Genomic DNA, 25,322 nt, shown 5'->3' with positions numbered 1-25,322 from the left:
GAGCCAGAACACACTGAACCAGCCAAGCGACACGACAAGCCAAGCTATGAAGATTCACATCAAGGGCGGCCGCCTGATCGATCCGGCCAGCAACACCGACGCCGCGCAGGACCTCTACATCGCCGCCGGCAAGATCGTCGGCGTGGGCAGTGCCCCGGCGGACTTCACCGCCAACAAGACCATCGATGCCAGCGGCCTGATCGTGTGCCCCGGCCTGGTCGACCTCTCCGCGCGCCTGCGCGAGCCCGGCTACGAATACAAGGCCACGCTCGAATCCGAAGTGGCCGCCGCCACTGCCGGCGGCGTGACCAGCCTGGTCTGCCCGCCCGATACCGATCCGGTGCTCGATGAGCCCGGCCTGGTCGAAATGCTGAAATTCCGCGCCCGCACCCTGAACCAGACCCACGTGTACCCGCTGGGCGCGCTGACGCTGGGCCTGAAAGGCGAGACCCTGACCGAGATGAGCCAGCTGACCGAGGCCGGCTGCGTCGGCTTCAGCCAGGCCGAGGCCCCGGTGCACAACACCCAGGTGCTGCTGCGCGCGCTGCAATACGCCAAGACCTTCGGCTTCACCGTCTGGCTGCGCCCGGAAGACCCGTTCCTGGGCGGCGGCGTCGCCGCCAGCGGCGCGGTGGCGTCGCGCCTGGGCCTGTCCGGCGTGTCAGTGATCGCCGAAACCGTGCGCCTGCACACCATCTTCGAACTGATGCGCAGCACCGGCGCGCGCGTGCACCTGTGCCGGCTGTCGTCAGCCGCCGGGCTGGAACTGGTGCGCCAGGCCAAGCGCGAAGGCCTGGCCGTGACCTGCGACGTCAACATCCACCATGTCTCGCTGACCGACATGGATATCGGCTACTTCAACTCGCAGATGCGCTTCTCGCCGCCGCTGCGCAGCCCGCGCGACCGCGACGCCATCGTCGCCGCGCTGGCCGACGGCACCATCGACGCCCTGTGCTCCGATCACACCCCGGTCGACGACGACGAGAAGCTGCTGCCGTTCGCCGAGGCATCGCCGGGCGCAACCGGCCTGGAACTGCTGCTGCCGCTGACCCTGCGCTGGGCCGCCGAGCACAAGGTTCCGCTGGCCCTGGCACTGGGCCGCATCACCGCCGAGCCCGCCCGCGTGATCGGCCTGAAGGCCGGAACCCTGGCCGTCGGCAGCGCCGCAGACGTATGCGTGTTCGACCCCAGGCAGGTCTGGAAGGTCGACCGCCGCTCCATCAAGAGCCAGGGCAAGAACTCGCCGTGGCTCGGCTACGAGATGGAAGGCAAGGTCCGCATGACTCTGGTCGGCGGGCAAGTCGTCTACGGAAACCACGCCCACGCATGATCTGGCTGCGCAAGACCGCGCTGGTGCTGCACCTGCTGCGCGGGCTGGTGACCTGCGCCTTGCTGTTCCCGTGGCTGGGCGTGCGCACGCGCGAGTGGCATATCCGCCGCTGGTCGCGGCGGTTGCTGCGGATTTGCGGGGTGGAGGTCGAGGTGGTGGACGCCACCGGCGCAGCGCCGCACGGTGCCGGCCGCCAGGGTGCGATGGTGGTTTCCAACCACATTTCGTGGCTGGACATCTACGTCATCCACAGCTGGCAGCCGGTGCGGTTTGTCGCCAAGTCGGAGATCCGCAGCTGGCCGCTGATTGGGTGGCTGTGCGATAAGACGGGAACGATCTTCATCGAACGTGCGCGCAAACGCGATGCCCACCGCGTGCTGCACGACATCACCGACGTGATGCTGCAGGGCGACCTCGTCGGCGTGTTCCCGGAAGGCACCACGACCGACGGCACCGAGGTGCTGCCATTCCACGCCAACCTGATGCAGGCACCGATTTCTGGTGGATTGCCCGTGCAGCCCCTCGGACTGAACTACCTCGATGCCACTACGGGTCAACCAACGCTTGCCGCCGCCTACATCGGCGAGACCACACTGCTGCAGTCACTGGAAGCGGTCTTGCGCGCACCCAGGATCAAGGCCAGGCTGGTAATCGGACCTGCGCTGGTGCCGGCCTCGGGCGACCGCCGCGAGCTTGCGAACTCCGCCAGGGAGGTGGTCGCCCACCTCAGCCAGGGCGCGCCGGAACACGCCGCCGCCGCGGCCCGACGGCTGAACCACCCCGTCGAGCCCGGCGGCGTGCCCCAGCCAAGCTCCGCTGCCATCAGCTAGCCGTCCTGTCGTCCCCGCCAACGCGGGATTGCCAGTCAGGCCAGCGGGTCACAATATTGCGGGCAATCAACCTGAACGACGGTCCGTTCGGCAGGATCCTGTGCCAACCGGGCCGCCGTCAGCTTGCCACCCCAGACGCAGCCAGTATCCAGCGCCATCAGATTCGGCCGCATGACCAGGCCCAGCGTCGACCAATGGCCGCATACCACCGTCACATCCCCGGTACGCCGCCCTGGCACGTCGAACCACGGCATGAACCCGTCCGGCGCCTTGCCCAGGCCTTCCTTGGTCTTGAAGTCCATCACGCCATCGACAGTGCAGTAGCGCAGCCGGGTGAGGGCATTGACCACCACGCGGTGGCGTTCGATGCCGCGCAGGCCGTCGTGCCAGCGGTTGGCGGCGTTGCCGAAGATGTCGGCGAGGAAGCCTTGCCAGTTGGGGCCTTGGAGTTGGTCTTCGACTTCGCGGGCGAGGTCGATGACTTGGGTGGCGGTCCATTGGGGGAGGACGCCGGCGTGGATTAGGAGGAAGTTGTTTTCCAGCAGGGCCAGGGGGCGGTGGCGGAGCCAGCTTAGCAAGTCCTCACAGTCGGGGGCGGTGAGGATGTCGTCCAGGGTGTCGGATTTGCCTTTTTTGCGGACGCCGGCGGCGACGGCGAGGAGGTGGATGTCGTGGTTGCCGAGGACGGTTTCGGCGCGGCTGCCCACAGCGCGGATGGCGCGGAGGGTTTGGAGGGAGGCTGGGCCGCGGTTGACCAGGTCGCCGACGAAGCGGAGGGTTGGCTGTGCCGGAAATTCGCCCAGCAGGGTGTCCAGCGAGGCTGCGCAACCCTGTAGGTCGCCGACGGCGAATAGTGTTGAGTGAAGCACTTTATTGTTGGGCATCAGAATCGGAGACAAACTATTTCGCTTCTATTTGTAGTTTTGTGACCGATATACCGTGGCATGGTTACATGAGGCTACAAAAAGAGGGGAAGGGCACGTAGGTTAGGGCATTCCGTCGGATAGAATACCGCCACTTCTGCAGGCACTTAACGCCCCGCCGTCCAGGATGCGGACAAGGTGGGCGCTCGGCATTTGCCGGGTCATCGAAACATATCGAGGCAAGGAGCAAGTTTTGTCGCATATTTTGGTCACAGGCGGTGCCGGGTTTATCGGCGCCAATTTCGTTCTGGCATGGCTGGGCGACAAATCGGCGGATGGGGTCATCAACGTCGATAAGCTCACCTATGCAGGCAATCGGAAGACGCTGGCGTCGGTCGAGGACGATCCACGGCACGTGTTCTCGCAAACGGATATTTGTGACCGTGATGCCCTGGACGAGCTCTTCGCCACCTACAATCCGCGCGCAGTCGTGCACTTCGCGGCGGAGAGCCATGTAGACCGGTCCATCCATGGTCCGGGCGAATTTATCCAGACGAATATCGTTGGTACCTTCACGCTCCTGGAAGCGGCTCGCGCTTACTGGGGCAGCCTCGAAGGGCAGGCCAAGTCGGACTTCCGCTTCCTGCATGTCTCAACCGACGAGGTGTTCGGCTCGCTGAGCGAGACCGATCCCCAGTTCTCGGAAACGACGCCGTACGCGCCCAACAGCCCGTACTCGGCCTCCAAGGCGGCCTCGGATCATCTGGTGCGCGCGTATCACCATACCTACGGCTTGCCGGTCCTGACGACGAACTGTTCCAACAACTACGGTCCGTATCATTTCCCGGAAAAGCTGATCCCGCTGATTATCGCCAATGCGCTGGCGGGCAAGCCGCTGCCGATCTATGGCGATGGGCTGAATGTGCGTGACTGGCTGTACGTGCGTGACCACTGCTCGGCGATCCGTGAGGTGCTTGCCAACGGGCGACTCGGCGAGACCTACAACGTCGGCGGCTGGAACGAGAAGACCAACCTGGACGTGGTGCACACGCTGTGCGATCTGCTGGACGAACTGCGTCCGAAGGCCACCGGTTCTTACCGCGACCAGATTACATTCGTGAAGGATCGTCCGGGGCATGACCGCCGCTATGCCATCGATGCTCGCAAGCTGGAGCGCGAGTTGGGTTGGAAGCCGGCGGAGACGTTTGAATCCGGCATGCGCAAGACGGTGCAGTGGTACCTGGATAACCAGGCGTGGGTGCAGGACGTGATGTCCGGCGAGTACCGGCACTGGGTGGCGAAGCAATATGCAGCGTAATCCCGCGGTTCCGACCATTCTCGTAACGGGCAGCAACGGGCAGGTGGGGTTTGAACTGCGCCGGAGCCTTGCGCCGCTGGGAAACGTGGTGGCACTGGATCGCACTGGCTGCGACCTGTCGCGACCGGACGAAGTCCGTCGTGTGGTGCGTGATTGCCGGCCCGACGTGATCGTCAATCCGGCGGCCTACACCGCGGTGGACAAGGCGGAAACCGAGGTGGGTCTCGCCTTTGCCATCAACGGCACGGCACCCGGCATCCTCGCCGAGGAGGCAAAGGCTCTCGGCAGTCTGCTGGTCCACTATTCGACCGACTATGTCTTTGACGGCACCAAGGACGGTGTCTATGTCGAAAGCGATGCCGTCAATCCGCAATCGGTCTATGGCAAGAGCAAACTGGCCGGGGAGCAGGCAATTGCCGCGGCCGGTGGTGCCGCGCTGGTTCTGCGGACCTGCTGGGTGGCTGGTGCTCATGGCGGTAACTTCGCCAAGACCATGCTCAAGCTCGGCCGCGAGCGCGACAGCCTGCGCGTGATTGCCGACCAGTTCGGCGCTCCCACCACGGCCGCGCTGATCGCCGATGTGACTGCACAGATCGTGGCGCGACACTGGCTCCACGGCGACCGCCAGGCCTTCGCCTCCGGCATGTACCACCTGGCAGCCGCCGGCGAGACCAGCTGGCACGCCTACGCCACCGAAGTGCTGCGCTACGCCGCGACCCAAGGCATCGACCTGAAGGTGGACCCAGCCCGCATCGAGGCCATCCCCGCCACGGCGTATCCCCTGCCTGCCCCGCGTCCGGCCAACTCCCGCCTGGACACTGGCAAGCTGCGCCAGACCTTCGGTATCCATCTTCCAGATTGGCAGCAAGGTGTGCACCACCTGCTGGACCAGATCTTTTCCTGAGCAAGACATCATGCGCAAGGGCATTATCCTCGCCGGAGGTTCCGGTACTCGGCTCTATCCGATCACGCGATCGGTCTCCAAGCAGTTGCTGCCGGTGTATGACAAGCCGATGATTTACTACCCACTGTCCACGCTGATGCTGGCGGGGATTCGGGACATTCTGATCATCTCCACTCCGGAAGACACCCCGCGTTTTGTCGATATGCTCGGCGACGGCAGCAAGTGGGGCATCAACCTGCAGTATGCGGTGCAGCCGTCGCCGGACGGGTTGGCGCAGGCTTTCATCATCGGGCGTGACTTTATCGGCAACGATCCGTCCACGCTGATTCTTGGCGACAACATCTTCCATGGCCACGATCTGGTTAGCCAGTTGACTCGCTCGGCCCAGCAGTCGGTGGGGGCAACGGTCTTTGCATATCATGTGCATGATCCCGAGCGTTATGGCGTGGTTGAGTTCGATGAGAACTTCCGTGCGTTGTCGCTCGAAGAGAAGCCGCTGAAGCCGCGTTCCCACTACGCTGTTACTGGGCTGTATTTCTATGACAACCAGGTTTGCGATATTGCCGCTGATATCAAGCCGTCTGCACGCGGCGAGCTCGAGATTACCGATGTCAACAAGCGTTATCTGGAGATGGCGCAGTTGGATGTGGAGATCATGGGGCGGGGGTATGCTTGGCTTGATACCGGGACGCATGAGTCGTTGCTGGAAGCAGCCAGCTTTATTGCCACACTGCAGAACCGCCAGGGGCTGATGGTGGCTTGCCCTGAAGAGATTGCTTACCGCAGCAAATGGATCAGTGCGGAACAGGTCGCCGCGCTGGCCATGCCACTCACCAAGAACGGGTACGGCAAATACCTGCAGCAAATCATCTCGGAGTCCATCAAATGAGTCTGAACGTCATTCGCACTGCGATTCCGGACGTCATGATCATCGAGCCAAAGGTGTTCGGCGACGATCGTGGTTTTTTTTTCGAGAGCTTTAATGCTCGTCAGTTCGAGGAAGCGACTGGCGTGAGGCGGGCGTTCGTGCAGGACAACCATTCCCGTTCAGTCCGTGGGGTCCTCCGCGGCCTGCATTATCAGATCAAGAACCCGCAAGGCAAGCTGGTGCGCGTGGTGGCCGGCGAGGTTTTCGATGTTGCCGTGGATATCCGCAGGCAATCCCCGACATTCGGTCAATGGGTCGGTGTCACGCTCTCCGCCGAGAACAAGCGCCAGCTGTGGGTGCCTGAAGGGTTTGCGCATGGCTTTGTCGTGACTTCAGAGTACGCAGAGTTCCTGTACAAGACCACTGACTACTGGTACCAGGAGTTCGAACGTAGCATTGTCTGGAATGATCCGACGCTATCGATCGACTGGCCGATAGCCGAACCGATGCTCGCAGCGAAGGATGCTGCGGGCCAGCGCTTCGACGCGGCGGAAGTTTTCGAAGACGCAGTTTGAGTTTGCTCTCTTTCTGCCCGATGCTGGTAGCGAGGACGATGTGAGTCTGATTCCAATCATTCTGAGTGGCGGCGCTGGCTCCCGGCTCTGGCCGGTATCGCGCGAACACCATCCTAAGCCATTTATCCGGCTCGCGGATGGACAGAGCCTGCTGCAGAAGGCCTATCTTCGGGCGGCGGGCTTGCCTGAGGTTGAGCATGTCATCACGGTGACCAATCGTGAGCTCTTTTTCAAGACCGTCGACGAGTATCGGGAAGTCGGTATCGATGGCGTTCGCACGTCGTTTCTGCTGGAGCCTGCGGGGCGCAATACTGCAGCCGCGATCGCGGTAACTGCGCGGTATGTGGCCGATACGTTCGGTGAGGACCAGGTTTTGCTGGTCCTCACCGCCGATCACCTGATCGCCGATCAGTCTGCGTTCGCTGAAGCCGTTGCACGCGCGGAAGCACTATCGCGCGATGGCAAGATCGTGACGTTCGGGATCCAGCCCGATTCGCCGGAAACCGGCTTTGGTTATATCGAGGCGGATGGTACGAAGGTTGTTCGCTTCGTAGAGAAGCCAACGCTGGAAAAGGCTCAGGAATATCTTGCCTCGGGGCGTTTCCTGTGGAACTCCGGCATGTTCTGTTTTACCGCCGGCAGCATCCTCCGCGAACTGAATGAGCACCGGCCGGACATTCTTGCCGCCGCTACCGAATGCATGGAGCAATCGCATGTCGCAGCAGGCCCGGAGTGGACCCAAATCGACTTGGATTCAATCGCTTTTCGCGCGGTTCCTGATGAGTCACTTGATTATGCCGTGATGGAGAAGTGCACGAGTGCCTCGGTGGTGCCTTGCAACATTGGATGGAGCGACATCGGGTCATGGAAGGCGCTTGGCGACCTACAGGAGGCTGACGCGCACGGAAACAGAATCGATGGAGACGTGGTCATGTATGACGTCACCAACTGTTTCGTGATGAGCCATGAGCGCCTGATTGGAGCGGTTGGCGTCGAAAATCTCGTTGTGGTTGATACGCCCGACGCGCTGCTGATTGCCCACAAGGATCGCACGCAGGATGTGAAGCACATCTACGGCGAGCTGAAGAAGCGTGGTCACGATACCTATAAGCTACATCGCACTGTGCGCCGGCCTTGGGGCACCTATACGGTGCTCGAAGAGGGTCCGCGTTTCAAGATCAAGCGGATCGAGGTGAAGCCGGGCGCGAGTCTCAGCCTGCAAATGCATCACCATCGCAGCGAACACTGGATCGTGGTGCGCGGCACGGCGAAAGTGGTCAACGGCGAGAAATCGTTTCTGGTTGCCACGGATGAATCAACCTACATCCCCGCGGGACACAAGCACCGGCTGGAGAATCCGGGTGTTGTCGATCTCATCATGATCGAAGTGCAAAGCGGAGATTACCTCGGGGAGGACGACATCGTCCGCTTCGAGGACGTGTATGGACGTGTCTGATATGGATATTGCAGCAACTGGACGCACGGAACGGCATCTCGCGGAGCATGCTGGAAACGATGACCTGATCATCGGCATTCGCTCGGCGCGGATCTGGGGAACGCTGGGCTGGCATGACATCAAGCAGCGGTATCGACGCTCGGTCATTGGACCATTCTGGTTCACGCTGAGCACGGCAATCATGGTCGTGGTTCTTGGGGCGTTGTATTCAACGTTGCTGCATCAGGAAATCCGCGACTATCTTCCATACTTGGCCGTCGGCCTGGTGGTATGGCAGTTCATCGGTGCAGTCGCCAATGAAGGCTGCTTGTCGTTTATCGGGGCGGCATACCTGATCAAACAGGTTCGGATTCCGTTGACAATTCACGTTTGCCGGATCGCGTGGCGTAATTTTGCGATCTTGCTGCATAGCCTCCCGGTAGTGGTGATCGTGCTGATCGCGTTCGGTCACTGGCCGACCTGGGAGTTTTTTCTGGTGCCGCTGGCTCTCGCGCTGTTGCTTCTACACGGCATTTGGGTCGGTGTCTCGCTCGGCGTCTTGTGCGCGCGGTTCCGCGACATTCCGCCGATCGTCGGCAATTTGATCCAGGTTGTGTTTTTCTTCACGCCGGTTATGTGGTCGCCGGAGATATTGAAAGAGCGCAGCTGGGTGGCCGAATATAATCCGTTGTACCACCTGATCGAGACGGTTCGCGCGCCAATCACCGGCCGGCCTCTCCATTGGGAGTCGTGGGCATGGTCAATCGGTTTGCTGGTGTTTGGCTTTGCGGTCGCGCAGACGTTGATGCGTCGCTATCGCAACCGTGTTCCTTACTGGCTGTGACATCGTGAGCTCATACATTAATGCCCGGGAAATTTCGGTTTCCTTTCCCATCTACGAAAACTCGCATCGTTCACTCAAAAAGGCGGTGTTGAACCTGACAACTGGCGGCCGGATTGGCCGGGACGCAGGCAATCACGCGGTAGTGACGGCGCTGGATCAGCTTAGCTTCCGCTTTTCTGACGGCGAGCGGATTGCTTTGGTCGGCCACAACGGTTCTGGCAAGACCACGCTGTTGCGGACACTGTCCGGAGTCTACGCCCCGGTGAGCGGCATGCTGGAAACGAAGGGCAAGATCGCCTCGCTGCTGGACGTGTCAATGGGACTGGATCCTGATGCGACAGGCTTCGAGAACATTTATCTTCGCGGCATTCTGGATGGCCTGACACCGGCAAAGATCCGCAGCAAGATTGATGAGATTGCTGATTTCAGCGAGTTGGACGAATACCTGAACTTGCCGGTACGGACGTATTCGAGCGGCATGATGTTGCGCCTAGCGTTTGCTATCTCAACGAGTGTTGAGGCAGACATATTGATCATGGACGAATGGTTGAGCGTCGGTGATGCGGCTTTTGCCGAGAAGGCCGAGAAGCGGCTCGGTGCACTGGTTCAGAATGCATCGATCCTGGTGGTTGCCTCACATGACCCGAATATGGTGCAGCGGATTTGCACTCGGCGAATCGAAATGCAGCACGGCAGGATCGTATCCGATACTCCGATTGCTCCCGCAGTGGCCGAAGAAGTGACGTGGCAGGAAGCAAGCTGACTTACAGACGAAAGTCTGGACAAGAAAGCCGCGGCGACGTTGCTGATCGCGGAACAGAGAGCTGGAAAGACAATCACCCATTGCGGCGACCGACATGCATCGGCCGCCAGCAATGCGGCAGAAACCCCAATTGAATTGAGATGCGAGCTGATCACCCTTTGCTCCAGTACGGCGAAACGCTTTTCGCACACCAGCCATTGAGGCTGGCCAAAGGCATCGTAGGCGGCTATGTCGCCTATCCGATCGCCCATCGCATGGAGCGACGTGACGTGACCGCCAAAGTGGCTGAGCTCCGCCATCATTACAAATTGCCGTTTCCGCAACGTCGCGCCATTGCACTAGGGCGGTTGCGTGACATTCTGTGCTTTGCCGGCTCCGAGGTGCCGTACTACCGAGACCTGTTCCGAGCGATCTCATTCAATCCCGAAAAGGTCACGGATGCGCGCCAGCTTGAAGCACTTCCCTATCTGACGAAGGACATCATCCGCGAACAGGGCAATCGACTGCTCTCCAGGCCGTTGGAAAGCCTTCGTCATCACGCTTGCAAGACTGGTGGTTCTACTGGTCTGTCGTGCACGATATTCTACGACCAGCCTGCTGCCGACTATTCGTCATCCGTAACGTATTTCGCACGCCAGGCAATCGGCAAGCTGCGCCATCGTTCGGAACTGCACTTTGCGTGTCGTTTTCCCAACGATCCAACTCCCGAATGGCCATCGCGCGAAGACTTCAAATGTTTCGCGATGAATCGCAGCAATATCTTCTTTGACCGTATCGACGATGTCGGCCTGGAGGAAATCTGGACGACACTGAAGCGGCGCAAGCCCTATCTCGTGCACGCGCATCCGTCGACGATCCACGCGTTGGCCGCCTATGTTCAACGTCGATATGGCGGCGGCAAAACATTTGCCGTGTTCGAGTCGAGCGGTGAGTTGCTCGAGCCAAAGGCACGCGAGCTGATTGCGTCGGCATTGCGTTGCCGCGTAGTGGATCGTTACGGCCTGGCCGAGCTGGGAGTGATGGCTTATGAATTGAACGGTTCTGGAAAGGGCTTGCAGGTCCTCGAGTCGGAAGGCTGGCCCGAGAGTCGGCCGCTTTCCGACAACGCCGATGGTGCGCATGAACTTGTTTTCACCGGTTTTCGCAACAAGCTCATGCCGTTGATCCGTTACGCCACCGGCGACCTTGCTGCCGTTGAAGAGCGTCCGGACGCGTTCGTTCTGACAAATATCATAGGCCGTATCCACGATGTCGTCCCGATCAACGGCGTCGACTATCCCACCCACCACATTCAGGACATCCTCGACCATCGAGTTGGTGGAATTCAGGAGTTCCAGATCGATCTGCGTACGACGTTGCCGACGCTGCGACTCGTGCTCGAACCATGGGCGAATCCCGACGAGACGCGCCAGAAGCTCAGGGCGTTTTGGCCGTCGGGGTTCGATATCGCCTTCGTAGGACATGATGACTTCGTGCGCGTGGGGCGCCGCGCTAAGTTCAGGCACGTGGTGACAGCATGATCGGCGTATTGTTCGCGCAACCGTCGAGTACAGCGGGCCGGCTTGTTGCCGCGGCCCTGCGCCGATCGGTCAGCCGCGCGCAAGTTGCCCTGGCCGGACACGGTGCACTAGATGTCGGCTATCCGATACTTACCGCCGTCGATTTGCCCGATTCCTGGGGGGATCTACTAGTCGGCTGGCTGCGCGGTGGGCGCCGGAAGCTGATTCTTTTCGGCACGCTTCCCCCTGTATTGGCAGACAGGCTGGGGTGGGCATCCGCAGAATGGCCGGCGTCGCTACCTGAAGCTAGCCGAAGCCAGGCGGCACCAAGACGCGCCTGGAGTGCCAGCCCAGCAGTTGTCGCCTATTGTGAGCGTGCCGCCATACTAGGCGGTGCGAAGTGGGAGCGGGCCTTCGAGCGATTCGACTTCACAGACGAGTGGAATAACCTTGGCTTCGGCGCGATCCGGGCTGATGGTTCGCCCTGGGCCGTGTCTCGCGCGATGGACGCAGGCGCCGATGAAATTGCTGCAGTTACTGTCGATGGCGTTCGTGCCGGTTCGTATGCCGCACTCGGAGAGTTGGCCGACGCGAGCGTGTTGTGGTTCAACCGTCAAGTTGGGCCTTGCGATTCGTTCGAATGGCGGATTGTTGAGACATTTCTCGCGAACCATCGCGCCGAGACCTTGCCATGCCAACCAGTTCTGAGCGAGATCCCGTGGGGCTATGATGCCGCGATCACATCGCGTTTGGATTGCGACGAGGACGTAGAATCAGCACGCCCGTTGTGGGACGCATATCGTGACTTGGATGTCCCATTCAGCCTCGCGGTTCACACAAGTAATCTCGCCGCTGCGCGCAATATTCCGCTGCTTAACGAGTTGCTTGCTCAAGGCGGTGCGCTTCTGTCGCACACGGCCACACATGCACCCAACTGGGGGGGCAGCTACGAGGCTGCTTTGCAGGAAGGCTCACAGTCCGTCATCCGTCTCCGTGAGGCAACAGGATGCCACGTGCGCTACGCCGTTTCGCCGTTTCACCAGTCGCCAGGCTATGCGCTTCATGCCCTGGCCGACATAGGCTACCAAGGTTGCATCGGTGGCATCATCCGCAATGATCCCGAATTCGTTCTCGCGCGCGGCGGGGAACTTGCCGGGTTGCCGGCCGGCTTCATCGGACATAGTCAGCAATGCATGCTGCACGGCGAATGCATGCTGGCAGAAGGCGATCCACTGGCGATCTTCAAGCAGGCGTTTGATGTTGCTCGGGACACCGGCACACTGTTTGGCTACCTTGATCACCCGTTTTCCGAGCGTTACGCCTATGGTTGGCAGGATGAGCGGAGCCGGATCGACGCACATCGTGCGCTAGTCGCCTATATCCGCCAGTCGAGCGATAAGCCGCTCTTCATGAATGAGGATATCGCCATGGACTTCGTGCGCGCCAAGTCGTTGACGCAGGTCGTAGCTGGAGGCGATGGCTACAGGATCGCGGCGGCACCGGTGCATGTCGGCGACCTCGCGTTCGCGGTTGAATACAAGGGCCACCGTTTGCCGGTATCAAAGGAGTTGTGCTTGTCATGAAGGTCTTGGTCGTCATGGGTACGCGCCCGGAAGTCATCAAGCTGGCCCCGGTTATCACCGCTCTGCGGCCGCTAGTGGATACCGTTGTTTGTAGCAGCGGCCAGCATCGCGAGATGCTTGAGCACGCCATGTCGTTTTTTTCGCTCAAGCCGGACCTGCGGTACGACGCAATGGTTCCAGGTCAGTCGCTGAATGCGCTGACAGCACGTCTGATAGCGCAGTTCGACGAGGCATTTGAAGTGGAGCAGCCAGACTGGGTGCTCGTGCAGGGGGACACGACTACAGCGCTGTGCGCGGGCTTGGCAGCTTTCCATCGCGGGATCAAGGTCGGGCATGTGGAGGCGGGCTTGCGCACAGGCGATCTTGCGAGCCCATTTCCAGAGGAGGCAAATCGGAGTCTGCTTGGCCGCATTGCTACTCGGCATTTCGCGCCGACTGCACGCGCACGCGCGAGCCTTCTCAGCGAAGGTGTTCGCGATGATGCGATTGTCGTGACCGGCAATACAGTTGTTGATGCTATCAATGCAGTGCGGCAGAGTTGGAGCGAAGCCCCGCCGTCGGTGCCGGCGGAGCTTGCGGCACTGAAGGATGGAGCGCCCCAGATTCTCGTCACTTGCCATCGTCGGGAGAATCATGGCGAGGTGTTGCTTGCTATTTGCCGGATGCTCAGGCGCCTCTGTGGCCGGTATCCGGAATATCAGTGGGTCTTCCCGGTCCACCTGAATCCAAAAGTTCGGAAGCCGGTTCTCGAAGAGTTGTCGGGCATCGCGAATCTTGTTTTGCTTGAGCCGGTCGACTACCCGACCAGTCTCTATCTGATCAGCCGGAGTGTGCTGGTCGTCAGTGATTCTGGTGGGATCCAGGAGGAGGCTCCTACGTTTGGCGTGCCTACTGTCGTCATGCGTGATGTGACAGAGCGAATGGAAGGCATCGATGCCGGCTATGCCACATTGGCCGGGCGTTCCGATATCAACATTGAGCAGGAAGTGATTCGCTGGCTGGAAGAACCCACACGCCGGGAGGCTCTGGCTGCCAGAAGCAATCCCTATGGCGACGGCCGCGCTGCGGAGCGGATTGTGGCGAGCCTGACTGGCGAGCCAATGGAGGCGTTCCTTGGGTAGCCATCAAGTGTCTGGCGCCGTTGGCGATTGCGTGCTGTTTTCGACCGCAGACTGGGACGAGCCGTATTGGACCAACAAGCAGCATACGGCGCGCGTCCTTGCCCGCATGGGCTGGCGTGTTCTCTATGTGGAGAGCGTTGGGCTGCGTGCACCACGCATGGCGAGCCAGCGCGACTGGGGCCGACTCTGGCGCCGGCTCTGGCGTGGCATGCAGTCAGTGCTGCTTGGCGCTCCCAGGCGCGATACCAATATATGGGTGTTCTCGCCCCTGGTCGTGCCCGCCCTTCACCACTGGCCGCTGGTCCGACGTTTCAATCAGGCATTGCTGCGCAGCGGCATCAGCCGCTTTGCGCGCGCGCGCGGTATTCACAAACCGCTGGTTTGGACGTATCACCCGTTCATGATGGATGCCGTCGACAGCCTGGAGCGCGGTGCGCTGGTTTATCACTGTGTTGATGACCTGGCCGCAGTTCCTGGTGTCGATGTGGAGGCATTCAACATGGCAGAGCGGCGGCTGCTGGCCGGGTGCGATGTAGTGTTCGCCACGGCAATGTCGCTCAAAGAACGTTGTCAGTCATTCAATCCGAACACGTACTTTCTTGCCAATGTCGTGGATGATCGCCACTTCGGTCAGGCACTTGAGCCAGGACAGTTGCCACCGGAACTGGCCGCGATCCCCGAGCCGCGCGTCGTCTACCATGGTGTGTTGTCTGACTTCAAGGTTGACTTCGGTCTGCTGCTTGCGGCAGCACGCGCGCGCCCAGACTGGCAGTGGGTATTCATCGGCGAGGAGCGCGAGGGTCAGCGAAGCAAGCCGGTCGCTGAACTTGCGCAATTGTCCAATGTGCATTTTCTGGGCTACCGCAGCTATGCGCAGTTGCCGGACTACCTTCGGGCCATGTGCGTCGGATTGCTGCCGACATTGCTCAACGACTACACGAAGTCCATGTTCCCGATGAAGTTTTTCGAGTACCTTGCAGCTGGCCTGCCGGTCGTATCTACGCCGCTTGCGTTTACCGAGACACGTTCGGAAGGCCTCGAGGTCGGCGCTGACGCCGACAGCTTTGTCGCTGCAATCGAGAAACAGCTCGCGCGCGGCAAGCTGAGTCGTGACGAGGCATGCCGTTTCGTTGGCGACAATACCTGGGAAGCACGTACCACCAAGATGCTTGATACGGTTCGCAGCCTGGAGGCACGCGCATGAACGATATGCGATTGCCTGTATATCCCCCTGGACGCGCTACCAGTGCTGACGGCGGCGGCGTGAAGCCGCTTCGCGTGCTGCATATCTATCGCACTTACTTTCCTGATCCGCCGGGTGGCCTTCAGGAAGCTATTCGGCAGATTGCGCTGTCTTGCTCTGAGCGCGGAATCGAATCGCGGATATTCACGCTGTCGCCGACGCCAGAGCCGGAACTGGTGAGCTTGCCTGAGGCTCAGGTCGTTCGTGCCAGGTCGTGGGCGGAGCCGGCTTCTTGCGATCTCGGTGGACCCCAGTCCCTGCTCCGCTTTCGCGCGCTCGAGCGTTGGGCTGATGTGCTTCACTTTCATTTCCCGTGGCCATTCGGCGACGTGCTGCGCATGCTGGGCCGACGAAACAAGCCGGCGGTGATGACCTATCACTCGGATATTGTTCGCCAGCGCTATCTGGGAATGCTGTACAAGCCGCTAATGCGGCGAATGCTTGACTCGATGGATGCGGTAGTTGCGACGTCCCCGACATATGCACACACGAGTCCGGTACTCGGAACGATGGTGGAAAAGCGGCGGCTGCATGCGATTCCGCTTGGTATCGGGGACTACGCTAGCGCGACGCCGACATCGAACGACGCGGCGCTGCTTGCGCGCTTTGGCCTGGATGATGATTGCGCCGGTGCTCCGGTCTTCCTGGCGCTCGGCGTGCTTCGCTACTACAAGGGCCTGCACACACTGATTGAGGCTGCAGGTGATGTACCGGCAACGATCGTGATCGCAGGATCCGGCCCTGAGATGGAACGCCTGAGGGCGCTGGCTGTGAAGCATCGCGCCGACCGGGTTGTGTTTGCCGGTCAGGTTTCCGACGCAGAGAAGGTCGCTCTGTTACGTCGCTGCCGCGCGCTTGTGCTCCCGTCGCATCTCCGATCGGAGGCATTCGGCATGGTGCTGGTCGAAGCCGCAATGTTCGGCAAGCCAATGGTCTGTTGTGAGATTGGTAGTGGCACATCGTTCGTGAACGAGCACGGTGTGACCGGCTTCGTGGTTCCCCCTGAGGCGCCAACAGAGATGGCGGCAGCGCTTCGCCAATTGCTGGCGGATTCGGCACTTGCCACGAGGATGGGCACGGCCGCGCGTGAACGATATTTGCGCTTGTTTTCGGGCACCGCGCTTGGCAAGGCTTATGACGATCTGTACCGGGAGGTCGCTCAGACGCATTACGCTGCGCACAGAGTCATTGGAGCAGGGGCGACGGAAGGCGCATGTTGACCGGCAATGCCGAACAATTGGCAAGCCTGACTGTGATGTCGACGGCGGGCGCGGAAGTTGCCGTGACTGACTGCGCCGGCGGCATGCACCGTGCAATGAATAAGGCGTGACCCGCGTGGTCGCTGCACTGTACTGAAGAGTACTGCGAATGAAGGCACTATTTTCTACCTATCCAATGGCATTCCACACCCCTGGCGGTGGGGAGATTCAGTTGCTGGCGTACCAACGCAATCTTTCGCGTTTCGGTATCGACGTCACGCTGTTTGACCCTTGGAATCCACGCTTCCTCGATCACGAACTGGTTCATTTCTTTTCGTGCGTGGGTGGTTCGGTCCACTACTGCAATTTCGTCCGGCAACTGGGCTTGCCCCTGGTCGTATCGTCCAGCTTGTGGGTTACTGAAGAAACCGCACACCTGTATCCGATGGCCGAGATCGCACACCAGTTTTCGCTGGCCGATCGTGTCATCGCGAACTCGGAGATTGAATGCGACACGCTCGCGCGCGTATTCGACCAGCCCCGCGAGCGCTTCGTCTCGGTGCTCAATGGTGTAGAGCCGATGTTCTATGAGGCGGTTTCGCCTGATCTGTTCCGCGAACATTTCGAAATAGGCAGCGACTTTGTGCTCAATGTCGGGAATATTGAGCCGCGCAAGAACCAGCTTTCGCTGGTGCGGGCGATGAAAGCTTTCCCTGAGCGTAAGCTCGTTCTGATTGGCCACCAGCGCGATCCGGCCTACGCGCGCCAATGCCTGGAGGAGGGCGGCAACCAGGTGGCCTATCTGGGCCCCCTTCCACATGATTCCGTGCTGTTGCGCTCGGCCTATGCGGCGTGTGATGTGTTTTGCCTGCCAAGTACGCTTGAGACGCCCGGCCTCGCAGCCCTCGAGGCCTACGCAGCCGGCTGCCGTATTGCTGTTACCCAAGTTGGGTCTACCTGTGAGTATTTCGGCGACGACGCTGCCTACCTGGATCCGGCCGATACCCAAAGTATCGTTCGCGCGATCCTGGCCGCCATCGGCGGCTCAATTGGTTCCAGTCAGCATACCCCGACGCGGGACTTTCGCTGGTCTGCTGTGCTTGAACCCATGGCGACAATCTATAGCTCTGTGATTACGAAATGAAAATCCAACTGAAAGCATTCAGGAACGTCGAGGCCGCCACGGAAGCCGCGTTCCAGTGGCAAGCAATCTCCGGGGATCCTCAATTCCTGATAGAGGGCTGGGAGCAGATGCGTGAACAGGTTGTACGGTTCTCATTCAGGCTTGCCACCAAGCATCTGCGCCGCTCGCCCTGCGTGCTCTATGTTGATGTCGGTGCGGGCCTGTCGGAGCAGGGTGCTATCTATTTCAATGTCGATCCTGATGGTTTCGTAGATCAGGAGATCGTTTTCCCGGCGTCGCTGCGCGGTTTGCGATTCGATGCGGTCTCGCATCCGGGCTTGTTCTCGGTGCTTGATCTGCGTATCGAGATTGTCGGCGGTGTCGATCAGGCCGAGCCCGACTCGCGGCGCATAGTTGTGACGGATAAGAATATCGGCAATGGTCCGAGCTGCGCAGGTAATCAGGTTGATCTTAGCTACGACCGCTGGATCGAGAACAACGAGCCGTCGCCGGCGAACTACCCGCGCTATCGCGAATGCGCTGCGCGTTGGGCTCAGCGGCCGCTGATCAGCATTGCGATGCCGACCTACAACACGCCGGCACAATGGCTCCAGAAGGCTATCGAGTCGGTAGCCGCGCAGGTCTACGATCGCTGGGAGCTTTGCGTCGCGGACGACTGTTCGACTGAACCGCATGTTCGCGAAATGCTCGATGCCTATGCCGCACGCGATCCGCGCATCAAGGTGACTCATCGCGAGACCAACGGTCACATCAGTGCGGCGAGCAATACCGCAATCGAGATGGCGGCGGGCGAGTATGTCGGCCTGCTGGATCACGACGATGAGCTGCATCCACTTGCGCTGTTCCACATGGTCGAGGCGATCAACGCAAGGCCGGATGCCGTGCTGCTCTACAGCGACGAGGACAAGATTTCCGTGGAAGGTGTACGCTCGGAGCCTTATTTCAAGTGCGATCTCAACTATGCGCTCCTCCTGAGCCAGAATATGATCTGTCACTTTTCCGTCTACAAGACGGCCGCATTGCGTGAAGTGGGAGGGTTTCGCATAGGCTTTGAGGGTGCGCAGGACTATGACCTCGCATTGCGTGTGATGGATGCCTACGGCAGGGAAGCCGTGCACCACGTGCCCAGGGTTTTGTATCACTGGAGACTGATTCCGCAGAGTACCGCGTCCAGCCATGAGGTGAAGCCTTATGCTTCGACTGCTGCGCACCGTGCAATTGCCGATCACCTAGTGCGTATAGGCGTCTCAGGCACGGTAGAGCCGGCACCGCGAGCGAGCGGCTTCAACAAGGTTGTCTATTCCCTGCCGGAAAAGTTGCCGCGGGTGGAGATCATCATCCCAACGCGCGACGCTGCAGTTCTCGTGCGCCAGTGTGTCGATTCGATTCGTGAGAAGACGACATACGCGAACTATGTGATCACCATCATCGACAACGGCTCGACCGAGCAGTCGACATTTGATCTGTTCGCATCCTATGCGGGCGATGCACACATCCGCGTTTCACGTGACGAATCCCCCTTTAACTATTCGAGAATCAATAACCGAGTAGCATTGGCCAGCGATGCCGACTTCGTCTGTCTGATGAACAATGACATCGAAGTCATTGATCCGGACTGGCTGACCGAGATGGTGTCATTGGCGGTTCAGGACAGGGTCGGTGCGGTGGGTGCGAAGCTACTCTATCCCGACGATACGGTTCAGCACGCCGGTGTGATCGTCGGTCTGGGAGGCGTAGCGGGGCATTCGCACAAGCATTCGCCCCGCCACGCCCCAGGCTACTTCTATCGGCTGCTGCTACGCAGCGACATGAGCGCCGTGACGGCAGCCTGCCTGCTGATTCGCGCATCTATCTACATGGAGGTTGGAGGTCTCGACGAGCAGCTGGAAGTCGCCTTCAACGATGTCGACTTCTGCCTGCGCGTACAGCGGGCTGGTTATCGTAACGTGTGGACGCCGTATGCCGAGCTTTATCATCACGAATCGGCGTCGCGAGGATATGAGGATACGCCTGAGAAGAAGGCGCGGTTTGACCGCGAGATTGCCTTCGTCAAATCCCGCTGGGGTGAGAAACTCCTGAATGACCGCTGCTACTCCCCCAATCTCACTCTGGATTCGGAAGACTTCGCGATTGCCATGTATTCGCGTGTCCCCGGTTCGCATTGAACTCGCATGAAGTCGAATATTACCGGTTGGCTTGCCGAATACCGCCACCCCCTCGAAAGTGCACCCTTCGCGTTACCTAGCGCGATCTATTTCCTGATTAAATTCCGGGCTGACTTGGCGCACTTCGAAAGCCGCACCGTTCGTGGGCGGATGGTGCTGTATTTCTGGTGGAAGGCCCTCGGTCGAAAGGACTATCCAGACTTCGACTGGGAACTTCGCGAACAGGATGTGGCATTCATAAATCAGTTCGATAGCAAGACGCTGATCGATGAATTCCCGGAATGCGTAGCGCTATGGCTGCGCAGCTCGACCCCGGATGTGCTAGAGCCCGAACCCCTGATTCGTGCGCTGAGCGAGCGCCGCCCCATTGCCGGTAGCGGCATAGAGGAATTCCCGCGCTTTCTGGATCTGATCATCAACAGCAGACCGGACTTGCGCCGGACGCTGGACCTGTCTACATTCGCTGGGCAACTAGCGGCGATGAATTGGTGGGAATCACACGGACGGGAAGAGTACCCGCGCCTCAATTGGAGTTCGACTGCGATATGGCTACACCTGAGTGAGCCTGCCGGTGTTCCGATGGCGCTGGAGATACCTGCACCTCGATTTCTCCCAATGCTTCTGGCCGAACGGCCAGACCTCAAGCCCGTACTTACGACGAATACGCTGCTCGGGATGTTCGCATGCGTAGACTGGTGGGAGCGGCATGGTAAGCAAGAGTACCCTCGTCTCATCTGGTCCACTGCAGGTATTTGGACCGGGATGAATGAGATCGAGCGTATCGACGCACAGACCGGGCTGCGGCTACCACGTTTTCTGGAAACTCTGTTGGCGGAGCGTCCGGATTTCCCGCTTTCGATGACGACTGATTCCCTGAGGGGCCTGTTCGAGTGTGCGAATTGGTGGGAGCGCCATGGCCGGCATGAGTACTCGAAACTGGCCTGGAGTACAACGCCGCTTTGGAACTATCTGAACGGCGTGGCTGACGATCCGCAAGCCATCTTGAGGCTGCCGCGTTTCCTAGCGGTCATTTTTGACATGCGCCCGGATTTGCAGAAGGCAATGCAGCTGGGCACATTTACCGGACAGTTGGCATGCTACGAATGGTGGAGCCAGTATGGCCGCAATGAATATCCCATGCTTGAATGGTCGGCGGATGGGCAGTGGGAACGCCTGCTAGAGCCATACCATGCGCGCGGTAGCCTTCATCCGTTGCCAAAGTTCCTCTACGCACTGTGGTTGGAGCGCCCAGATCTTCATGCAAGTTTCGACCTGAGCAACGTCGAAGGCATACGCGGACTTGTGCAGTGGTGGCAAAGCTCAGGGAGTAAGGAGTGCAAGGCACTGACTGGCTTGGACGTTCAACTGGACGATGAGCGCGCTGAATACGTAGGTGCGGCGACGCAGCGTTTTGGCATGCTGCCGTTTGGCGTCAATATCGTTGGCTTTCCACAAGGCTCCCTTGGTCTTGGGGAGGACGCACGAACAGCAGCGCGCGTATTCGAACGCCTGTCGGTCCCGGTGGTGCTTGTCAACGCGCCAATGGTGGGGCCGGCAAAGCGCGACCACTCTGCCGATCATCTGCTCAGTGCCGATCTACGCTACGGCGTATCCTTGTTCTGCTTGCCGCCACCGGAGATGGTCCGTCTTGCGCTCGAAGGCGGCCGTCGGATCATCAATTCAAATACGTACAGGATTGGCGCATGGCCGTGGGAGCTACCCCATTGGCCCCAGGCGTTCGGTGAGGTGCATGGCTTTGTGGACGAGATCTGGGCGCAGAGTCGATTCGTCGATGCTGTCTATAAGCGCCTTGGTCACTCACGTGTTGTCCACATGCCGATGGCCGTTGAGATCCCAGAGCCAGTGAACCCGGATCGTCAGCGTTTTGGAATGGCTGAAGACCGCTTCCTGTTCTATCTGATGTTTGACGGTAACTCCTGGCTCAGCCGCAAGAACCCAATAGCGGGGGTGCAGGCTTTTCAGAAGGCATTCGGCTCGGACAACGAGCCGGTCGGTCTTGTGATCAAGGCAATGAACGTGCGCGACTCCGATCCGACTTGGCAAGGTGTACTACGGATGGCGGAAGCGGATCCACGTATTCAGATCGTGTCCGAACACATGAGCCGACAGGACTCGGTCGATTTCATGGCCGCTTGCGACGCATACATCTCGCTACACCGCAGCGAGGGCTTTGGGCGTGTGATCGCCGAAGCCATGGGTCTTGGCCAACCTGTCGTGGCGACCAATTTCTCTGGCAATGTCGACTTCTGCGACCCGCAGACTTCGTACCTTGTGGACGGCGAACTCGTTCCGTTGCGTGCCGGTGAGTATCTGTTCAGTGAAGGCCAGTACTGGTGTGATCCAGACGTTTCGATCGCAGCTCAACAGCTTCGCCGACTTTACGAAATTCCCGAGGAGCGCGCGCGCATTGCGGCCGCTGGTCAAGAGCGCATCAAAGACAGTTACTCGCTTGCCGCGGTCGCACGCGCTTACGAGACGCGCTTGAAAGCCATCGTTGCGGAAGGCGGAGTACCAGGGGGGCAGCGATGAGGCTGATGATCTGCGCTATCGACATCTTCGTCGGAGACGCCGTTGGCAATCACTGCCTCGGCATTGCGCGTTGCGCGCAGCGGTCCGGCTGGGAAGTGCGGTTGTACGCGCGCAATTTCGATATCGGCGTCGCGGATATCCGCCCGATAAGCGCCTTGTTCGACGAGATCGCACCTGAGGATTTATTGCTGGTGAGCTACTCTATTGTCGATCCGCAGCTCGACAGGCTGCTGGCGCTTCCGAATCGCAAGGCTTGCTATTTTCATGGTGTCACGGATCCTGAGCTGCTTCAGGAGTTCGAGCCCCGCACGGCCGAACTCTGCGCGGAGGCAATCCGCCAGTTGCCGCGCCTCGTCGGATTCGATGTGCTAGTGGCAAACTCGCACTTCACAGCGAGAAGCCTAGCTCAGGCAGTGGATAACAGACCGGTACATGTCATACCACCGGTGTTCGCCGATATGCCGGGCTTCGAGCTCAGGAGCCCGCGCGCCCGCTCAAACGGGCTCCGGAACCTGTTGATGGTTGGGCGCGTGGTCCCGCACAAGCGGATCGAAGACGCGCTGGAGGTCCTGCAAGTCCTCCGGCACGATAACGTCGAGGTATCCATGTCGATCGTCGGCAGTACGCCCAACCACGAGTATTTGCGTTACCTGATCAATCGCGCCCGCGCGCTGGGTATTCTGGAGTATCTGGATTTCAAAGGGGTGCTCGATGACGAGGATCTGCTCGATTGCTTCGAGGATAGCGACGTCATGTTGGTCATGAGCCGTCACGAGGGTTTCTGCGTGCCGGTGCTCGAAGCGATGTTCAGGGGCATGCCTGCGCTTGTCCGGGGTGGTACGGCTGCCGAGGAGCTGTGCGATGCAGGGGACGTCTACGCGCCGGATGCGACTGCTGGCAAGTGGGCTGCTGGCGTCGTCCGGTACCTGGATGGGTCTTCAGTTGACCGCGCGGCGCGCGTTTCGCGCGCATTGGGAGTGCTGGACAGGGCATCGGATTCGCACTGGGCGGAAGCGCTGGCCTCTGCCAGAGAGGGAGGTCGCAAATGAACGGCTTGAAGTTCTTGCTTACGACTTACAGCACGGCTTTCGCCACCAGCGGCGGTGGCGAATCTGAAATGGTGCAGGTGGCGGAGATTCTCAACGCATCGGGTATTCACGCGGATATCTATGGCATCGGCAGCCGCCCATTCAGCTTCTATGATGGAATCATGCATTTCTCGGTTCACGCCGATGGCGATGCGATGATTCGTGAGGCTCGGCACCGCAACAAGCCAATTTTCCTGTGGCCGAATGTCTGGTGGAACGAGCCGCCGTCGCAATCAGAAGTCGCCCGGATAGAGGGCATCATCGGCGTGGTGCACAAGCTGCTGTTCAAATCCGAGTCTGAGCTGCTGAACTTCAGTCGTTACGTGGACTTGCCTGACGGCAAGGCGGAGGTCGTCCCGGCCTGCGTGTCCCGGCGCTTTCTCACACCGGTTGATAAGGACTTGGCCTCTGCGGTCTGCGGTGCGAGCGACTACGCACTTTGTCTTGGTCTGATTGAGCCAATCAAGAACCAGCTGCAACTTATTCGCGCCCTGAACATGCTGGGCATGGATGGCGTATTTGTCGGCGGTGCTCGCGATGACGAGTACTATCGGCAATGCGTGGAGGAAGCGCATGGTCGCATCGTATTCCTGCCATTTGTGCAGCCGTGCAGTGCGTTGCTTCGGTCGATAATCGACAACTGCAGCGTGATGGTGGAAGTCAGCAGCGACCCGCCCGGGCGGTCCAGCCTGGAGGCCGCGATCATGAAGAAGCCGATGATCATGGCAGATGGGCCCTGGCAGCGGGAACACTTTGGCGGCGATGTCTGGTATGCGCCGCCGGACTCCGCGGAGGCGCTGGCGACTACGATCAGGAAGAGCCTCGCGGATGCCGATTGGGAGCGCAAGATCCAGGCGACGTACGAACGCACAATGAGCCGGCACTCCGCAGAAGTGATCGGGCGCCAGCTTGCCGAATTGCTGGAAAATGGGGATACCTGACATGGACAGGATTCCTCGCCTACTGGTTGTCCAGCGTATCTCCCTCTCTCACGACAAGCTGATGTCGCGGTCGATAGCGGCACGTTTTGGTCCGCTGCTGACCTACATGGATAACGCAGGACTGATCGAGTGGGAAGAGATAGTTGAAGGCGATGTGACGATCAGCCAGTTGCGGCGCTTCGATGCCGTGCTCTTCAACAAGCACACCTCGACGCGAGCAGTCGACATAATGAAGATGGCCAACGACCTCGGGTTGAAGACCATCTACGATATGGACGACTGGATCATCGACTTGCCGATGTACAGCGTCACCGATCTGAGCGATGACCTGCTCGCTAATATTATGTGGATGGTGCGGCATGCTTCTGTGGCGACCGTATCCAATCGAGTTCTTCAGGAGCGCCTCAGGCGCATTCGGCCGTCAGTGGTGATTATTCCTAACGGGTTCGATCATCAGTCGACCGCATGTGCCGATGGCGAATGGCTGGAGGCTAGCCCGCCGCGGATCCTTTTTTCGAATACAGACGGTATCAAGCTGGTCCATTTCAAGAAGGGCTTTCTTCAGGTCATCGCGGACTTCATGGAGCGCCATCCGGAAGCGGAGCTTGATTTCTGGGGAGACCGCTTTCCGGAAATGTCTCGCATTCCGCGTTTGCGCGCACGCGGTTTCCTCGACAATACCGGGTATAAGCACGCGATCCGCGATGCCGGCTATCTTTTCGCAATCGTTCCTCTGGGCGGACGTGAGGATCCGGATGCGTTGTTCTTCAATAGCTGCAAATCCTGTATCAAATACATCGACTATGGCAGCCTTGGCATCCCGGGAATCTACTCTCGCACGCCGGTCTACGAGGATGCGATCACGCACCGCCAGACTGCGATGCTGGTGGAGAACAACGTGGGCGAGTGGTCCGAGGCGATGGAGGAGTTGTATCGAGATGAAACTCTGCGAAACGCACTGCGACAGAATGCGCATGCGGATACGCGCGCCCGATTTGGACTTGAGCGTCCCGCGCGGACGTTCATGGAACTGCTGAAGTACGGTGCGCAATAACGGTG

21 protein-coding genes are annotated in these 25,322 nt (G+C 59.8%); 20 read left to right on the top strand and 1 reads right to left on the bottom strand.

The annotated features are described in order from the left end of the window. The first annotated feature begins 46 nt into the window (after window positions 1–46). Both AC1Q6V_RS06250 and AC1Q6V_RS06245 read left to right on the top strand, forming a co-directional pair. On the top strand, window positions 47–1,330 hold the full coding sequence (locus AC1Q6V_RS06250; protein ID WP_010813824.1) for a dihydroorotase: 1,284 nt from the start codon (window positions 47–49) through the stop codon (window positions 1,328–1,330). Continuing rightward, on the top strand, window positions 1,327–2,160 hold the full coding sequence (locus AC1Q6V_RS06245) for a lysophospholipid acyltransferase family protein (RefSeq protein ID WP_454751226.1): 834 nt from the start codon (window positions 1,327–1,329) through the stop codon (window positions 2,158–2,160). The genes AC1Q6V_RS06250 and AC1Q6V_RS06245 overlap by 4 nt, the downstream gene beginning before the upstream one ends. A gap of 35 nt (window positions 2,161–2,195) precedes the next feature. On the opposite strand, the gene AC1Q6V_RS06240 is transcribed toward AC1Q6V_RS06245, so the two are convergent. Continuing rightward, on the bottom strand, window positions 2,196–3,044 hold the full coding sequence (locus AC1Q6V_RS06240; RefSeq protein WP_454751225.1) for a symmetrical bis(5'-nucleosyl)-tetraphosphatase: 849 nt from the start codon (window positions 3,042–3,044) through the stop codon (window positions 2,196–2,198). A gap of 232 nt (window positions 3,045–3,276) precedes the next feature. On the opposite strand from AC1Q6V_RS06240, the gene rfbB reads away from it, so the two are divergent. From rfbB to AC1Q6V_RS06150, 18 genes are all read left to right on the top strand, one after another. Further along, entirely contained in the window at window positions 3,277–4,341 is a 1,065-nt protein-coding gene (rfbB, locus tag AC1Q6V_RS06235) for a dTDP-glucose 4,6-dehydratase (protein ID WP_454751224.1), read from the top strand. Continuing rightward, window positions 4,331–5,245 carry a dTDP-4-dehydrorhamnose reductase gene (gene rfbD / locus AC1Q6V_RS06230; protein WP_454751223.1) on the top strand — a complete coding sequence of 305 codons (915 nt, stop codon included), beginning with the start codon at window positions 4,331–4,333 and terminating at the stop codon, window positions 5,243–5,245. Before rfbB ends, rfbD begins: the two co-directional genes overlap by 11 nt. Before the next feature lie 10 nt (window positions 5,246–5,255). After that, complete coding sequence (gene rfbA, locus AC1Q6V_RS06225) at window positions 5,256–6,134, top strand: glucose-1-phosphate thymidylyltransferase RfbA (protein WP_454751222.1); 879 nt, start codon at window positions 5,256–5,258, stop codon at window positions 6,132–6,134. Further along, window positions 6,131–6,688 (top strand): dTDP-4-dehydrorhamnose 3,5-epimerase, encoded by a 558-nt coding sequence (gene rfbC / locus AC1Q6V_RS06220; protein ID WP_454751221.1) that lies wholly within the window; start codon window positions 6,131–6,133, stop codon window positions 6,686–6,688. The genes rfbA and rfbC overlap by 4 nt, the downstream gene beginning before the upstream one ends. Before the next feature lie 40 nt (window positions 6,689–6,728). Then, window positions 6,729–8,144, top strand: a complete 1,416-nt coding sequence (locus tag AC1Q6V_RS06215) for a mannose-1-phosphate guanylyltransferase/mannose-6-phosphate isomerase (RefSeq protein WP_454751241.1) — start codon at window positions 6,729–6,731, stop codon at window positions 8,142–8,144. Window position 8,145: 1 nt separating this feature from the next. After that, window positions 8,146–8,967 (top strand): ABC transporter permease, encoded by an 822-nt coding sequence (locus tag AC1Q6V_RS06210; RefSeq protein ID WP_454751240.1) that lies wholly within the window; start codon window positions 8,146–8,148, stop codon window positions 8,965–8,967. Between the two features lies 1 nt (window position 8,968). Next, the gene (locus AC1Q6V_RS06205; RefSeq protein WP_454751239.1) at window positions 8,969–9,730 is read left to right on the top strand and encodes an ABC transporter ATP-binding protein; all 762 of its coding nucleotides are present in this window, start codon (window positions 8,969–8,971) and stop codon (window positions 9,728–9,730) included. 140 nt (window positions 9,731–9,870) lie between these two features. Continuing rightward, window positions 9,871–11,250 (top strand): phenylacetate--CoA ligase family protein, encoded by a 1,380-nt coding sequence (locus tag AC1Q6V_RS06200; RefSeq protein ID WP_454751220.1) that lies wholly within the window; start codon window positions 9,871–9,873, stop codon window positions 11,248–11,250. Further along, window positions 11,247–12,812: a polysaccharide deacetylase family protein gene (locus AC1Q6V_RS06195; RefSeq protein WP_454751219.1), complete on the top strand. Its 1,566-nt coding sequence runs from the start codon at window positions 11,247–11,249 to the stop codon at window positions 12,810–12,812. Before AC1Q6V_RS06200 ends, AC1Q6V_RS06195 begins: the two co-directional genes overlap by 4 nt. After that, a complete protein-coding gene (wecB, locus tag AC1Q6V_RS06190; protein WP_454751218.1) occupies window positions 12,809–13,933 on the top strand; it encodes a non-hydrolyzing UDP-N-acetylglucosamine 2-epimerase in 1,125 nt (374 codons plus the stop codon). Before AC1Q6V_RS06195 ends, wecB begins: the two co-directional genes overlap by 4 nt. 31 nt (window positions 13,934–13,964) lie before the next feature. Next, on the top strand, window positions 13,965–15,137 hold the full coding sequence (locus AC1Q6V_RS06185) for a glycosyltransferase (RefSeq protein WP_454751217.1): 1,173 nt from the start codon (window positions 13,965–13,967) through the stop codon (window positions 15,135–15,137). Then, window positions 15,134–16,396: a glycosyltransferase gene (locus tag AC1Q6V_RS06180; RefSeq protein WP_454751216.1), complete on the top strand. Its 1,263-nt coding sequence runs from the start codon at window positions 15,134–15,136 to the stop codon at window positions 16,394–16,396. Before AC1Q6V_RS06185 ends, AC1Q6V_RS06180 begins: the two co-directional genes overlap by 4 nt. A 148-nt stretch (window positions 16,397–16,544) precedes the next feature. Beyond that, complete coding sequence (locus tag AC1Q6V_RS06175; RefSeq protein ID WP_454751215.1) at window positions 16,545–17,519, top strand: glycosyltransferase family 4 protein; 975 nt, start codon at window positions 16,545–16,547, stop codon at window positions 17,517–17,519. Further along, window positions 17,516–19,684: a glycosyltransferase family 2 protein gene (locus tag AC1Q6V_RS06170; protein WP_454751214.1), complete on the top strand. Its 2,169-nt coding sequence runs from the start codon at window positions 17,516–17,518 to the stop codon at window positions 19,682–19,684. Before AC1Q6V_RS06175 ends, AC1Q6V_RS06170 begins: the two co-directional genes overlap by 4 nt. A gap of 6 nt (window positions 19,685–19,690) precedes the next feature. Next, complete coding sequence (locus AC1Q6V_RS06165) at window positions 19,691–22,234, top strand: glycosyltransferase family 4 protein (RefSeq protein WP_454751213.1); 2,544 nt, start codon at window positions 19,691–19,693, stop codon at window positions 22,232–22,234. Then, window positions 22,231–23,283, top strand: a complete 1,053-nt coding sequence (locus AC1Q6V_RS06160; protein WP_454751212.1) for a glycosyltransferase family 4 protein — start codon at window positions 22,231–22,233, stop codon at window positions 23,281–23,283. Before AC1Q6V_RS06165 ends, AC1Q6V_RS06160 begins: the two co-directional genes overlap by 4 nt. Beyond that, on the top strand, window positions 23,280–24,263 hold the full coding sequence (locus tag AC1Q6V_RS06155) for a glycosyltransferase family 4 protein (RefSeq protein WP_454751211.1): 984 nt from the start codon (window positions 23,280–23,282) through the stop codon (window positions 24,261–24,263). The genes AC1Q6V_RS06160 and AC1Q6V_RS06155 overlap by 4 nt, the downstream gene beginning before the upstream one ends. A gap of 1 nt (window position 24,264) precedes the next feature. Continuing rightward, the gene (locus tag AC1Q6V_RS06150; protein WP_454751210.1) at window positions 24,265–25,317 is read left to right on the top strand and encodes a glycosyltransferase family protein; all 1,053 of its coding nucleotides are present in this window, start codon (window positions 24,265–24,267) and stop codon (window positions 25,315–25,317) included. Window positions 25,318–25,322 lie beyond the last annotated feature (5 nt).

It is taken from the genome of Cupriavidus sp. GW823-FHT07B10 (assembly GCF_058794355.1).
The sequence above is the reverse complement of the archived record's forward strand: the minus strand, read 5'-3'. Positions and strand labels throughout refer to the sequence as shown.